11 protein-coding genes are annotated in these 13,772 nt (G+C 47.3%); 6 read left to right on the top strand and 5 right to left on the bottom strand.

Translation table 11 applies throughout. The annotated features are described in order from the left end of the window. Positions 1 to 4: 4 nt before the first annotated feature. The 3 genes from KZ771_RS11925 to KZ771_RS11915 are packed head-to-tail and all read right to left on the bottom strand — an operon-like array spanning position 5 to position 4,003. Positions 5 to 2,233 (bottom strand): glycosyltransferase, encoded by a 2,229-nt coding sequence (locus tag KZ771_RS11925; RefSeq protein WP_290653679.1) that lies wholly within the window; start codon positions 2,231 to 2,233, stop codon positions 5 to 7. After that, positions 2,226 to 3,284, bottom strand: coding sequence for a lysylphosphatidylglycerol synthase transmembrane domain-containing protein (locus KZ771_RS11920; protein ID WP_243734526.1), 1,059 nt, complete (start codon positions 3,282 to 3,284; stop codon positions 2,226 to 2,228). The genes KZ771_RS11925 and KZ771_RS11920 overlap by 8 nt, the downstream gene beginning before the upstream one ends. A 41-nt stretch (positions 3,285 to 3,325) precedes the next feature. Beyond that, positions 3,326 to 4,003 (bottom strand): SDR family oxidoreductase, encoded by a 678-nt coding sequence (locus KZ771_RS11915; RefSeq protein ID WP_290653677.1) that lies wholly within the window; start codon positions 4,001 to 4,003, stop codon positions 3,326 to 3,328. Positions 4,004 to 4,134: 131 nt separating this feature from the next. Between KZ771_RS11915 and KZ771_RS11910 the strand changes: the two genes are divergently transcribed. Further along, positions 4,135 to 4,872, top strand: coding sequence for an SDR family oxidoreductase (locus KZ771_RS11910; protein WP_290653675.1), 738 nt, complete (start codon positions 4,135 to 4,137; stop codon positions 4,870 to 4,872). 74 nt (positions 4,873 to 4,946) lie between these two features. On the opposite strand, the gene KZ771_RS11905 is transcribed toward KZ771_RS11910, so the two are convergent. Further along, positions 4,947 to 6,464 carry an acetyl-CoA hydrolase/transferase family protein gene (locus KZ771_RS11905; RefSeq protein ID WP_290653673.1) on the bottom strand — a complete coding sequence of 506 codons (1,518 nt, stop codon included), beginning with the start codon at positions 6,462 to 6,464 and terminating at the stop codon, positions 4,947 to 4,949. A gap of 197 nt (positions 6,465 to 6,661) precedes the next feature. On the opposite strand from KZ771_RS11905, the gene KZ771_RS11900 reads away from it, so the two are divergent. Beyond that, positions 6,662 to 7,375, top strand: a complete 714-nt coding sequence (locus KZ771_RS11900; protein ID WP_290653671.1) for an SIMPL domain-containing protein — start codon at positions 6,662 to 6,664, stop codon at positions 7,373 to 7,375. A gap of 72 nt (positions 7,376 to 7,447) precedes the next feature. Further along, positions 7,448 to 9,034: an ABC-F family ATPase gene (locus KZ771_RS11895; protein ID WP_290653669.1), complete on the top strand. Its 1,587-nt coding sequence runs from the start codon at positions 7,448 to 7,450 to the stop codon at positions 9,032 to 9,034. A 13-nt stretch (positions 9,035 to 9,047) separates the two neighbouring features. On the opposite strand, the gene ilvY is transcribed toward KZ771_RS11895, so the two are convergent. After that, entirely contained in the window at positions 9,048 to 9,923 is an 876-nt protein-coding gene (gene ilvY / locus KZ771_RS11890) for an HTH-type transcriptional activator IlvY (RefSeq protein WP_133539959.1), read from the bottom strand. A 127-nt stretch (positions 9,924 to 10,050) separates the two neighbouring features. On the opposite strand from ilvY, the gene ilvC reads away from it, so the two are divergent. The 3 genes from ilvC (at position 10,051) to ilvM (ending at position 13,743) form a co-directional block, all read left to right on the top strand. Further along, a complete protein-coding gene (ilvC, locus tag KZ771_RS11885; RefSeq protein ID WP_290569760.1) occupies positions 10,051 to 11,538 on the top strand; it encodes a ketol-acid reductoisomerase in 1,488 nt (495 codons plus the stop codon). 256 nt (positions 11,539 to 11,794) lie between these two features. Beyond that, the gene (ilvG, locus tag KZ771_RS11880) at positions 11,795 to 13,465 is read left to right on the top strand and encodes an acetolactate synthase 2 catalytic subunit (protein WP_133539961.1); all 1,671 of its coding nucleotides are present in this window, start codon (positions 11,795 to 11,797) and stop codon (positions 13,463 to 13,465) included. Beyond that, positions 13,465 to 13,743, top strand: a complete 279-nt coding sequence (ilvM, locus tag KZ771_RS11875) for an acetolactate synthase 2 small subunit (RefSeq protein ID WP_133539962.1) — start codon at positions 13,465 to 13,467, stop codon at positions 13,741 to 13,743. The genes ilvG and ilvM overlap by 1 nt, the downstream gene beginning before the upstream one ends. The last annotated feature ends 29 nt before the right edge of the window (positions 13,744 to 13,772 follow it).

Genomic DNA, 13,772 nt, shown 5'->3' with positions numbered 1-13,772 from the left:
AGTCTTAATTATCCCGTCGCTTTTGCGCATAGCGCGCCAACGTTTCCGCATAAACATAGCGAACTTCCTGGGTAAAGTTCTCAACTGAATACGCCGCAGCACATTCAACCGCTTGTTTTGCCAGTGATTGGCATTGTGTTTTATCTTCGAGTAGGTATTTGACCTTTTCCAACCACAACGCTTGTTGCGCCGGGGTTTTATAGCCGTTAACCCCATCGGCCACGACATCGTCAATACCGCTTGAGCGCACTGCCACGACCGGCAGTCCCGCCGCCATGGCTTCTAGAATAACCATGCCCTGAGTCTCGGACTGTGAGGCAAATAAAAACACATCCCCGAGTTGGTACCATTGCGGCATTTCTTCCGGCGGCACGGCGCCAACGAACGACACCTGCTCGGCCAAACCAAGATCGTTGGACTTTTGCTGTAAGCGCTGGCGCTGATGGCCATCGCCAATCATTAAAAAACGAAACGGTTTATCTGTTTGCGTTTTTAGCTGCGCCAGCGCCTCTAACATAAAGTCGATATTCTTCTCGTTGGACAAGCGCGCCACGCTAACAAATACCGTTTCGTCATTGATATTTTGTTGTGTTTTAAGTTGCTTTATAACTGCCTCGTCGCGCTGTTGAAAACGATCAAATTCAATGCCCGTTGGCTGCACATAGATGGTACTTTTCACACCAATTAAACGCAGGTACTCTTCAGTCGACTGAGTGGGCACGATCACGCTGTCACACTTATTGGCAAACCGCCTGACCAAAAAGTGCGCGATAATATTGCGGAATAGGCTTCCGGGTAAAAATACAAAATGTGCGTAATGCTCTAGCCGCGTGTGATAGGTGTAGACGACCGGTATTTTTAAGCGGCGAGCCATAAATACGCCAACCGAACCAATCCAGAACGGGTGGTGGGAGTGGATAATATCGGGCTTAAACTCGCGGACTTTTTTACGCACATAGCCAGAAAATATGTTGGCAAAACGGAACTCACTCTTATCGCCAAACGAAAACAACGATGGCATGCGAATGACGTTGTTTTCCTTTTTGAGTTTATCTCGATAACGAGGTGCGACAATTAAAACGGTGTCTTTTACCTTGGTTAGGCCGTAGCGCAGGCGTTCGATAGAAATGGGTACCCCACCTATAAACGGCAAGTAGTTGTTGGTAAACATCGCTACTTTTAACGACTTTTTAAGCCATGGTCCGGCATCAATATCATAGTTAGGATAATAATTCTTACCCACAAATACCGCGTTATACAGTTTAATGCTGACCGCCAGGAACAGCGCTAACAATAAGAAAAAATTAACAAAGCCCGTGTAGAATAACGAATAGATAAAAAACCAAAAGCTCTCTAATTGCTTCAATATTGGGTGTTGCCCGACCGGCAACTCGACCACCTGCTGAGAAATGCCATCATTGGCATCGACGGTCACTTTTACATAGTGATAAAAGCTATCATCCTGGTTTAGAACTAAGCCACCACCGCCGCCGGTTATTACATAGGGAACTCCCGCTTCTGTATGCTCCGAAAATACGGAGATATTGGCGGAAAATACGCGATCAACATCAAACTGTTCAAAAGTTGATAATAGCGCCTGGCGAAATGTTTCGGGTTGCAGAAAGTCTTCTTCGTCAGCAAGCAAAAACTCTTCTTTCGGTTCAAACAAGGGGTGTCCAATAAACACAAACCGATGCTCAGATTGATCGGCTCTTAAAATATCCGTTAACCACCGAATCTGCCACTGCCAAGGCGTTTTTCCCGTACTATCCAGAAAGATAAAACGACTGTCACCGGCACTAAAACTGAAAAAGTGTGGCCCGTAATGATCATAAAAACGGAAGCTGCCAAATTCCTCGTACTCGTTTTCGCCAAAAGTTAACAGGTACGGCTTGTTCAAGTGCGACAGCGTTCCCTTTAACGCCCGGTATTTGTCCTCTCCACCACTACTGACCGCATTGCCGGCAGAAATAACAAAATCAATATCGCTATTATTGAGCTCAGGAATGATGCGGCGCTCAAAGATACCCACCGAATTATTAATATTACCTACAACGGCAAAGCTATACTGGGGTTGGCCCTCGATCCGAGCACTAATAGACGATAGCTGCTCACTATGAACCGCAGAGTAATCTACACTCGCGAAGTTTAAATACAGCTTGTAAGCCACCATCGCCAGGAGTATCGCGATATTGAAGTAAAAAAGCAGCTTTAACCACTGGCGTTTATTCATAACCCACCTGCACAGACTGTTTAGAACGGCTAATTAAATAGTGCTGCAAAATAAATAAGCCGATGACCATGCCCAGGTATATGGTTAGCGTGCGCCAGCTAAAGGTTACCAATAACAGATGATGCTGCTCTAATAAGGTATTAAAGAAATTGCCGAACACGCCTTCTGAAATGCCCGAAGCCCCCGGCGTGGGGGAAAAGTACATGATGAACGTTGTCACCACCAACAAACCGACTGATAACAAGTAAGGCACGTCATAGCCCAGTCCCCACATGATCAACGCGGGGAAACTAAACAACGCGAGTAAAAATAGTGCAGTATGTAACACCGACAAGATAATGGCTTTTTTTGGACCGCGCACATAGTCCGAAAAACTTTTTGAAAACTTAAATAACTCGCGCATTAAGGTAAAATTCCAACGACGCATTTTTTCCTGCGAGATCAGGTTAAGCCGATAGAGGCCTTTAACCACTCCCGTCATAGGCGTGACCAACCACACCGCACGCCACAGCAGTACGATAAAAAATGCTAAATAGATAACGGTAAACACAGCTAAGGCCGAGCTGATACTGTTACTTAAGGACGACTCTTGCAACGGTGGAAGGGTCAGCAGAAAAATGGGCGACAATGAGAAAATAAAAAGCACTGCTAATACGGTTCTAATCGTACTACCGGCCATCGCTTTACCCACAGACACCCCGTGTTCGTGCAAAAACCATACTTGCGCAAACCCACCACCGGTCGCCATTGGCGTAATATTGGAGAAAAAGATATTAATAAACACCAGCTTTGTCATAACTTTGGGGCTAACCTTTATACCCAGCGCCACTAGGGTGTAGTAAAAGCGAAGCCCATCACTGACAAAATAGACCGTCAATAAAGCGAGGCTGGCGAGAATAAATTCGGGGCGCAGCAGCTGCCAGTCAAACGTAAGACTACGCCCCGAGAAGTGCTCAAATACCGTGAAAAAGCCTGCCAGTGTTAATGCCACAAACAGCGCAGCAAAAATACTGAGTCGCTTCCATGAAACAGGCTGCTTTTGTTTTTTCACTGACACTCCTTTGTGCGAACAAGTGCTCGAACATGACGCTGTTAGTTATAAGCGGGCATTAAAAATACTTCCCTTACGCAATTACGAGGATGCGCGTTTAAAGCATACAGTACTGCATCTGCAACGTCATCGGGATCTAACTTATCAGGCTTAGGTTCATCAAAAAACGGTGTATTAACCATGCCTGGCGCGATGGTGGTACAGCGGCCATTCCATTCTTTCATTTCTTCGGCAAGGTTTTGGGCAAAGCCGTGCACAAACCATTTGGTCGCACCATAAACTGACCCTTTTAGGGTAATGCGCCCGGCTGCTGAGCCGGTCATTAAAAAATGTCCGGTTGATTCACGCAAATGGGGCAAGGTCAGTTTGGCGGTGTAGAGCAAACCATTGATGTTGACGTCAATCATTGACTTCCACTCGTCTGGATCACCGCCTTCGGTACCTGTTGTATTGACACCAGTGCCTGCATTGGCAAACACAGCATCTAGCTTACCGAAGTGAGCTACGCCCTTATCGACAACCTGCTTGAGTTGCTCGTAGTCGGCTGCATCTGCTGCAACGCCAACGGCATTATCAGCACCCAGTTCACCCACTAGCTCTTCAAGTAACTCTTTACGCCGTGCGGTCAATATGACTTTTATTCCTTCAGTTACGGCTTTTTTAGCTGTTGCTTTACCAATGCCACTCGATGCACCGGTAATTAACAATACTTTGGACATAAATCCTCCACTTACTTTTTAACGTGATATGGAATACTGATCAGTATGACATCTCGATCAATGAAAGGCAGTAATCTAAATCACAGTCTGTCCGTAGTAATAACCACATATTTGACGTTATGGAGTACACAATGTCTGAAGTTAACGGGAAAGTAGTCATTATTACCGGTGCAAGTAGTGGGTTAGGCGAGGCGGCAGCAAAAATGCTGGCAGCTAAGGGAGCCAAGCTGGTACTCGGCGCTCGCCGTGAAGAACGGCTAAAGCAATTAGCCGATGAAATTACCCAGGCTGGCGGCGAAGCCATCTATCAAACGGTCGATGTAACGCATCGTGACCAGGTTGAAGCACTGGCAAAAGCCGCGAAAGATAAGTTTGGACGCATTGACGTGTTAGTTAACAACGCCGGCCTTATGCCGCTAGCCCCGCTTGATGAGTTAAAAGTCGATGAATGGGATCAGATGATTGACGTCAACATCAAGGGTGTTATGTATGGTGTTGGTGCTGTACTGCCGACGATGCGCGAGCAGCATGCCGGACACATTATCAATTTATCGTCAGTGGCCGGTCACGTGGTATTCCCAGGTGCGGCAGTTTACTGTGCGACCAAATATGCGGTTAAAGCGATCAGCGAAGGGATTCGTCAGGAATCTAACGGCGAGATTCGCTCAACCAATATTTCGCCGGGAGCGGTCGCTACAGAATTAACCGACCATATTAGTCATAAAGACTCAAAAGAAATGGCAGACGATTTGTATAACGATGCGATTGACTCAGATGCTATTGCACGCGCCATCACCTTTGCCATTGAGCAACCTGGCGAGGTTGACGTGAATGAAATGATCATTCGCCCAACCAAACAAGAGTTGTAATTGTCGGCCAGCGGTGCCTGACATGTGATTAAAAAAGCCTGCTTTAAACGCAGGCTTTTTTAACAGTCAATGACTTACTTCATTGTCCCTGTTTCTTCAAAACGCTCATGCCAGCTCAACGCTTCGCCGAGGATGTGTGGAGTATGCATTCCTCGCCCAGTCGCACAAGAGCGTTCAAAATAGTCTGATAACTGGTCTTTAAAGTCCGGGTGGGCGCAGTTTTCAATAATTGCCCGCGCTCGCTGACGTGGTGATAACCCTCGCAAATCCGCTAGACCTTGTTCAGTTACAATGACTTTGACATCATGCTCGGTATGATCAACATGTGAAACCATCGGCACTATGGATGAAATTTTTCCATTTTTTGCTGTCGATGGCGACATAAAAATAGATAAGTAGCCGTTTCGTGCAAAATCACCTGACCCCCCAATGCCATTCATCATACGAGTACCCATAATGTGGGTCGAGTTGATGTTGCCATAGATATCCGCCTCAATCATGCCATTGGTCGCAATGATACCGAGTCGCCGAGCAACTTCAGGGTGATTACTTATATCTTGTGAACGCAGGAGTATTTTATCGCGGTAAAACTCAATATTCTCATCGAATTCGGCCAACCCTTCAGGACTTAAAGAAAATGCTGTCGCCGAAGCCATCTCCAGGGTACCCGACTTTAACATTTTCAGCATGCCATCCTGTATGACTTCGGTATAGGCCGTTAAGTTTTTATAGGGGCCACTGTCCAGTGCTTCAAGTACCGCATTTGGGATATTGCCAACCCCTGATTGAAGGGGCAATAATTCTTTCGGTAATCGACCAATAGCGATTTCCCGTTCAAAAAAAGCTAAAATATGCTCAGCAATTTTACGTGAGTTGTCATCAGGCTGTTTAAACGGAGTATTGCGGTCCGGCGCATTAGTTTCGACAACTGCAACCACCTTTTCTATCGGGCAACGCAAGTATTGCTCGCCAATACGCTGGTTAGGTTCCGTCAGCATAATGGGTTTTCGATGGGGTGGTAACGCAACGCCGTAATAAACATCATGCATGCCTTCGAGCAAAGCTTGCTGCTTATGATTGACTTCCAGAATGATTTTGTCCGCCTGCTCAATCCAGGTTTTGTTATTACCCAGTGACGAAGAAGGAATCAGCGAACCATCCTCACGAATCCCCACTACTTCGATAATGGCAATATCCATTTTTCCAAAAAAACCAGACCAGGCGTATTGGGAAACCTCAGACAAATGGTAATCTGCGTAGCTCATGGTGCCGTTATTAATTCGTTCCCGACAAATAGGGTCACTCTGAAATGGCAAGCGCATTTCGATACCATCAACTTCAGCTAACTTACCATCCAGTTCGGGAGCCGTTGAAGCACCAGTTAATACATTGATACGAAACGGTGTGCCACCCAATGCATTATGGCGACGAATACGATCAGCCAGCGCACCCGGCACGGCTTTCGGATAGCCAGCGCCGGTAAAACCACTCATTCCTACGGTCGCTCCGGCAGGAATAAGTTCAGCCGCAGCTTCTGCGGAAGCCACTCGCTTTTGTAACTCTGGATTTAGAATTCGAGACTGCTTAGACATAACATTACCTGTATTGTTAACTCACAAGACTGCATTCTTTGCGGGACAGGGATGCAGGTAGAACGTTTATTGTACGCCTAAAACACTCAGATGAGGTTAGGCTACGACTAAAGTCTACCTAGGGTAGGCTTATCATTTGAACTCTACTTATCTATGCTGGTCTATATCCTCACTATCTGCCCACGATGAGCATCATTATGTTTAAAACATCGCAAAGCCTGATCATTGCATTCGCTGTTATTATTAGCTGTGCCATATTGGGTAGCTTTTTCGTTAAAGGGTTGACCGATTTTCGTGCCATGGAACGCAGTGTGACTGTAAAAGGATTATCCGAGCGTGAGTTTGTGGCAGATACCGTAATTTGGCCTATTCAGTTTGTTTCGGCCAGCAACAGTCTCGAGGACATCTATCAATCCATAGAAACTGGTAAGCAACAAGTAGTGGATTTTCTAACGACTAAAGGCATTCAAACTCATGAGATTTCCATGGGTGCCCCTTCGATAACCGACAAATCGGCCCAACGATACGGCTCGGCTCAAGCGGCAGCGTTTCGTTATACTGCGACACAAACCATCACGGTCTATTCAAGTCGGGTCACGGAAATACGCAACATGATGAGTGCGTTGTCAGAGCTCGGTAAACAAGGGATTGTTTTATCCAGCGACGACTATCAAGCTCAACCTCAATATCTATTTACTCGACTTAACGATGTTAAGCCAGAGATGATTGAGGAAGCGACTAAAAATGCACGTGAAGTGGCTGAAAAATTTGCCCAGGACAGCAATAGTGAGTTGGGCAAAATAAAATTTGCGCGCCAAGGGTTATTTAGCATACAAGCCCGTGATCAACATAACCCACATTTAAAGAAGGTTCGGGTAGTGACCACGGTTGAGTATTATTTATCTGACTAACGCACAATCTTTTTTGTAATTTACGGCTAAAACACGTAGATTACGCGCCTATTTTTTGTTCGGGTGTAAATTGTGATTGCTGCTTCTAATGTCACCATGCAGTTTGGTGCAAAACCTCTGTTTGAAAATATCTCTGTAAAATTTGCTAACGGCAATCGCTACGGTCTGATTGGCGCCAACGGCTGTGGCAAGTCCACGTTTATGAAAATTCTGAGTGGCGAGCTCGAGCCGTCTGTGGGTAATGTCTCGGTAGATCCCGATATGCGGGTTGGCAAACTACGCCAAGAGCAGTTTGCCTACGAACAGTATAGCGTGATTGATACCGTTATTATGGGTCACGAGCAACTGTGGGAGATCAAAACGGAACGCGACCGAATTTATGGTTTAGCCGAGATGAGCGAAGCAGATGGGATGCGGGTCGCCGACTTAGAGACAGAGTTTGCCGAGCTTGACGGTTATACCGCCGAATCACGGGCCGGTGATCTACTGCTCGGCGTGGGAATTCCGCTGGAGTCGCATTTTGGTCCCATGAGCGAAATTGCTCCCGGCTTAAAGCTGCGTGTATTGCTGGCCCAAGTACTGTTTGCCGAACCAGATATCATGCTGCTGGATGAACCTACCAACAACCTCGATATCAATACCATTCGTTGGCTGGAAGATACGCTTAATGAACGCGATGCCACTATGGTCATTATTTCCCACGACCGCCACTTTTTAAACAGCGTTTGCACCAATATGGCGGACATTGATTATGGCGAGCTGCGCGTGTATCCGGGGAATTATGATCAGTATATGTTTGCTGCAACCCAGGCGCGTGAACAGCTATTAAATGATAACGCCAAAAAGAAAGAAAAAATCGCTGAATTACAACAGTTTGTCAGCCGTTTCTCTGCCAATGCGTCAAAAGCCAAGCAGGCAACGTCACGCGCTAAGCAAATAGAAAAAATAGAGTTGGCCGAAGTGAAAACATCGAGCCGCGTTAACCCGTACATCCGTTTCGAGCAAGAGAAAAAACTGTATCGCTTAGCGTTGGAGATGGAGGGATTAAATAAGTCCTTTGACGACAATCATGTGCTGAAAGGTTTAAGCGGTATTATCGAGGTCGGCGAAAAAGTCGCTATTTTAGGTGCTAACGGTATTGGAAAAACCACGCTATTGAAGTGCCTAATGGAACAGTACGATATCGATAGCGGCCTGATTAAGTGGTCTGAGAACGTCAATATTGGCTACTACGCCCAGGATCACGCAGATTGGTTTAAAGACAAAATAACCGTTTTTGAATGGATGAGTCAGTGGAAAAAACCCTACCATGATGACCAGGCGATACGTGGCGTACTGGGTCGCATGTTGTTTTCGCAGGATGACATTAATAAACCCGTTACGATTTTATCCGGTGGCGAAAAGGGTCGCATGATATTCGGTAAGTTGATTCTCCAGCGCCCTAACGTGCTGATTATGGATGAGCCCACTAACCACTTAGATATGGAGTCTATCGAAGCATTAAATCTGGCTTTGGAACAATACGACGGCACGCTGTTATTTGTCAGTCATGACCGCGAGTTTGTGTCGTCACTGGCGTCACGAATTATCGAATTAACCGACCAGGGAATGCGTAACTTTTCGGGAAGTTACGATGACTATCTTAAACAATTGATGTGAGCCAAGTGCAATTCTAGCCAACAGCACTATGCCAAAACGCCGCTATCACGGGGTCTTGTAGTCGCTTTTTTAGACAACATAGACTGACGTGATACGGCTCAATGTCCCGGGGCCGCAGAAATACCTCGATTTGCTCGCGAATCGAACTTTGCTCCACCACAACTTCAGGCACCAATCCAACAGCCAGCCCTAAACCGACCATAGCAACAATGGCTTCGTGCCCTGCCACTTCGGCATAAACGCGCGGTTGCTGACGGTGCGCCTCAAACCATGTAAATAATCGCTCACGCGATAGCCCCATCTGTGCCACCACTATTGGCATGTCGTTCCAGTCAATCTTCCCGGCCAGGGTTTTTTCCCGCACTGCGCATGTCGTTTTCGGCCTAATCATCACTAGCGGCGAGGTGTATAACTGATGCATAAGCACACCATCCGGTACCTGCTCAGGGCGTGTGGCAATGGCAATATCCGTCTGCTGCCGTAACACGTGTTCAAGAGCCAGCGCAGGATCTCCGGTATCAACGCTTAACGCAACGTGGGGATAATTTGGTCGAAAGCCTTCGATAAACTGACGCATAAAAGTCTGCGCTGCTGTTACCGAGCAAAACAATCGTAGCTTGCCTTTTAGTTCGCCGTCATCTGCTAATTGCATTTGCAGCTGCTGCCATTCCGCGAGAATGGATTGACAGCTCTGCAAAGCTTGTTGGCCCTGTTGGGTCAATGTTACGGAGCGGTTATTACGGACGAACAAACGAGTACCCAGGGCATTTTCTAAGCGCTGAATGTGCCGTGATAAAGCAGATGGGCTGACATGCTGTTCCTCACTGGTGCGGCCAAAATGCAATGTCCCGGCCAGTGAAATGAATAACTCCAGAGAACGTAAATCCATGACCTTCCTTATTGTTGCGAGTTGTTGCGACTGTTTGTTGCGGGAATCGCAATACAATAATGCAAATAATTCATTATACGCAACAATTGCTTTGCCGTAAGGTAATCTTAAATTTAAGGAGAAACCTATGGCTGAGAATTACTTTAATCAACTTCCCTTTCGGCGCCAATTAGCGCAATTGCAACAGTGTCGATTTATGCAGGCTAACGAGTTTGAAGCAGGTTGCCAGGAACTTGTTGGTAAGAAGGTTGTAATTGTCGGCTGCGGTGCCCAGGGACTTAACCAAGGGCTTAATATGCGTGACTCAGGCCTTGATGTAAGCTACGCACTGCGACCTGCTGCGATCGACGAAAAACGGCCCTCATGGCAATCCGCGTCACGAGAAAAGTTTTCTGTAGGTAGCTATGAAGAGCTTATTCCAAGCGCTGATCTGGTCATTAACTTAACCCCGGATAAGCAGCACAGCGCGGTCGTTGAAGCGGTGATGCCATTGATGAAAAAAGGCGCAACGCTGGGTTACTCGCATGGCTTTAATATCGTCGAAGTAGGACAAAAGATACGTGACGATATCACCGTCATTATGGTGGCGCCTAAGTGTCCCGGCACCGAAGTTCGCGAGGAATATCTGCGCGGCTTTGGTGTGCCGACATTAATCGCAGTCCACCCTGAGAATGACCCAACCGGCCACGGTCTTGCCTGGGCCAAGGCGTGGGCAGCAGCCACCGGTGGTCACAGAGCGGGCGTACTGGAAAGCTCGTTTGTGGCAGAGGTCAAATCGGACCTCATGGGCGAACAAACTATCCTGTGCGGTATGTTACAGGTGGGCTCGCTGCTGTGTTTTGAACATATGGTCAGTAACGGCATTGAAGCCGCTGAAGCAGCGCACTTAGTCCAGTATGGGTGGGAAGAAATTACCGAAGCGCTAAAATTTGGCGGTATCACCCTGATGATGAGCAACCTCGACAGTGCTTCAAGGGTTCGGGCATACCAGCTTGCAGAGCAGGCAAAAGAGGCGCTAACCCCGTTATTTAATAAACATCAAGATGACATTTTAAGTGGTGCGTTTTCTAAGCAGATGATGCAAGACTGGCAGAATAATGACCATGACTTGCTGAGCTGGCGAGAAAACACGCGACAAAGTGCATTCGAGCAAGCTCCTGATTCTGATCAGCAACGCAACTGTAACGATTTCTTCGCGCGCGGAGTGGTGATGGTGGCACTGGTTAAAGCCGGTGTAGAACTCGCATTCGAAACCATGGTGAATGCCGGTATTCGTTCTGAATCAGCCTACTATGAGTCGTTACACGAGTTACCCTTGATCGCTAACACGATAGCCAGAAAACGGCTCTATGAAATGAATGTTGTTATCTCTGATACCGCTGAATATGGAAATTATTTGTTTGCTAACGCCGCTTATCCGCTTCTGCAAAAAGAGCTTTTTGCTCATATCAGTAGCAGTGATATCGGGTTGGGACTAACTGCTGAATCGGCAACGTTTGACTACCCAGTCTTAAATACAATCAACGAAGCGATTTATCAGCACCCTATCGAGCAAATCGGCCGAAAACTTCGACGTTATATGAAGGATATGCAACCAAAACAAAAAAAGCGTTGACATTAACCTCACGAATGTTAGAACAATAAATAGACACGAACAAAAACAGACCGTTTAGTTAGAGAAAGAGATTTTTACAATGCGTTTAGTTGCTGTTGCAAACATTAACATTCTAGTCCTACTCGTGGTGATTATTAATCGCTGCGCGGGCAGGTGTTGGAATTTGTAAAGCAACAGACAAAAAGCAAAATCCAAAAACCCCCGCTTCAACAAGCGGGGGTTTTTTCGTTTAAGGGCAAAAAAAGGCTAAAAAGTAATGACAGGCGCCGAATCCATCATCGAATTTTTAGAAAGCCAGCACGTTGAGCACGTTTTTGGATATCCCGGCGGCGCTATCATGCCGATTTACGACGCGCTCTATAGATCGCCGGTGCAACATTTCTTATGCCGGCACGAGCAAGGCGCTGCGTTTGCAGCTATCGGCTATGCGAGAGCCAGCGGCAAAACCGGCGTTTGTATGGCAACCTCAGGACCAGGAGCGACCAATCTCCTAACGGCTTTAGCCGATGCCAAACTTGACTCAGTGCCCATCGTTGCTATTACCGGCCAGGTGGATCAAGCCGTGATGGGTACTGACGCATTTCAGGAAATCGATGTACTCGGACTAAGCTTAGCCGTTACCAAACACAGTATATTGGTTAATGAAGCCAGCGAACTTCAGGAAGCCTTGCGACAAGCTTTTCGAATTGCCAGCGAGGGACGGCCGGGGCCTGTCATCATCGACATTCCTAAAAACATCCAGCTGGGCGCTGCCAGCACGACCAAAAAGACAGCAGCTGATCACAGTCCAATGCCGCCACCTCAGCCCTCCCACACGATAAGTAATGCGGCAGCGGTTGCTTTGGCTCGTCACTTGATATCGCAGGCGAAGCGTCCGGTGGCCTATATCGGTGGTGGTGTGACCATGGCAAATGCCGTGCCGCAACTGCGGGAGTTTCTTGCAACAACCCAGTTACCTACCGTATCGACGCTAAAAGCCTTGGGCAGTGTTGCCGGCGACTATCCACATGATTTAGGCATGATTGGTATGCATGGACGGCAATGCGCTAACCTGGCGGTTCAGGAGTGCGACTTGCTAATTAACCTTGGCGCGCGTTTTGATGACCGTGTTACCGGTAAGTTAGCTGACTTTGCGCCCCACGCTAAAGTCATTCACATCGACATTGACCCGGCCGAACTCAATAAAAGACGACGCGCGCTATGCGGTATACACGGTAACCTACGCGAGGTATTGCCATCGTTGCAGGTTACTACGCAGTGTGACGACTGGCGCCAATACTGTCAGGATTTGAACCACCAGTATCCACTGCAGTACCGCAACCCGGAAAAGGGTATTTATGCGCCTAAATTACTTCGCCTTATCAGCGACAGTATGCCGGCCAATTCAGTCATTTGCCCGGATGTTGGTCAGCACCAAATGTGGGTTGCGCAACATATGCGCTTCGCTCAGCCCAACAATCACTTAAGTAGCGGTGGTTTAGGGACTATGGGGTTTAGCCTGCCCGCCGCAATTGGCGCGCAGATCGCTCGCCCTAGTGACAGCGTGTTTGCTATTAGCGGCGATGGTTCTTTTATGATGAACGTACAAGAGCTTGGCACCATAAAGCGCTTTAGCCTGCCGGTAAAAATAATCATCATCGATAATCAACGCTTGGGAATGGTTCGACAATGGCAACAACTGTTCTTTGATGGTTGCTACAGCGAAACAGACCTTAGCGATAACCCTGAGTTTTGTACCCTGGCAAAAGCGTTTGAAATTCCATCTGCTTATATCGATCGTGCCGAGCAGGTGCCTGACGCCATTGACCAACTGCTCAGCAGTCAGGGGCCTTTCCTATTACATGTCCGCATCGATGCCGCCGAAAATGTTTGGCCACTCGTACCGCCGGGCGCTGCCAACCACCAAATGCTGACGGAGAATAACTAATGCATACCATAGTTACCTTACTCGTTGATCATCACCCCATCGCTATTGAACGCATCTTACAGGTCACACGCTATCGCGGCTTTACCGTTACCGGACTTAAGCTGAGCCGCGAGGACACATGTCAACAAAACGTAACACTGGAAATTGCCAGCGACCGAAATATAGAGCTACTCATCAATCAATTAGCAAAAGTCTATCACGTGATGGAGCTAAAAGTCGGTGCCAGTTTGGATATAAACCAAGCCGAACCGGCTATGCAGCAAGCCATAGCGCATTGAACCCATTACAACTGAGCAGTCAACGAGGT

The organism is Idiomarina sp. (assembly GCF_019431395.1).
Taxonomy (GTDB): domain Bacteria; phylum Pseudomonadota; class Gammaproteobacteria; order Enterobacterales; family Alteromonadaceae; genus Idiomarina.
The sequence above is the reverse complement of the archived record's forward strand: the minus strand, read 5'-3'. Positions and strand labels throughout refer to the sequence as shown.

Bases quoted from the DNA above. Each gene is read 5' to 3' on its own strand.
- KZ771_RS11925 (WP_290653679.1), bottom strand. From the start codon at position 2,233: ATGAATAAACGCCAGTGGTTAAAGCTGCTTTTTTACTTCAATATCGCG.
- KZ771_RS11915 (WP_290653677.1), bottom strand. From the start codon at position 4,003: ATGTCCAAAGTATTGTTAATTACCGGTGCATCGAGTGGCATTGGTAAA.
- KZ771_RS11910 (WP_290653675.1), top strand. From the start codon at position 4,135: ATGTCTGAAGTTAACGGGAAAGTAGTCATTATTACCGGTGCAAGTAGT.
- KZ771_RS11905 (WP_290653673.1), bottom strand. From the start codon at position 6,464: ATGTCTAAGCAGTCTCGAATTCTAAATCCAGAGTTACAAAAGCGAGTG.
- KZ771_RS11900 (WP_290653671.1), top strand. From the start codon at position 6,662: ATGTTTAAAACATCGCAAAGCCTGATCATTGCATTCGCTGTTATTATT.
- ilvY (WP_133539959.1), bottom strand. From the start codon at position 9,923: ATGGATTTACGTTCTCTGGAGTTATTCATTTCACTGGCCGGGACATTG.
- ilvC (WP_290569760.1), top strand. From the start codon at position 10,051: ATGGCTGAGAATTACTTTAATCAACTTCCCTTTCGGCGCCAATTAGCG.
- ilvG (WP_133539961.1), top strand. From the start codon at position 11,795: ATGACAGGCGCCGAATCCATCATCGAATTTTTAGAAAGCCAGCACGTT.
- ilvM (WP_133539962.1), top strand. From the start codon at position 13,465: ATGCATACCATAGTTACCTTACTCGTTGATCATCACCCCATCGCTATT.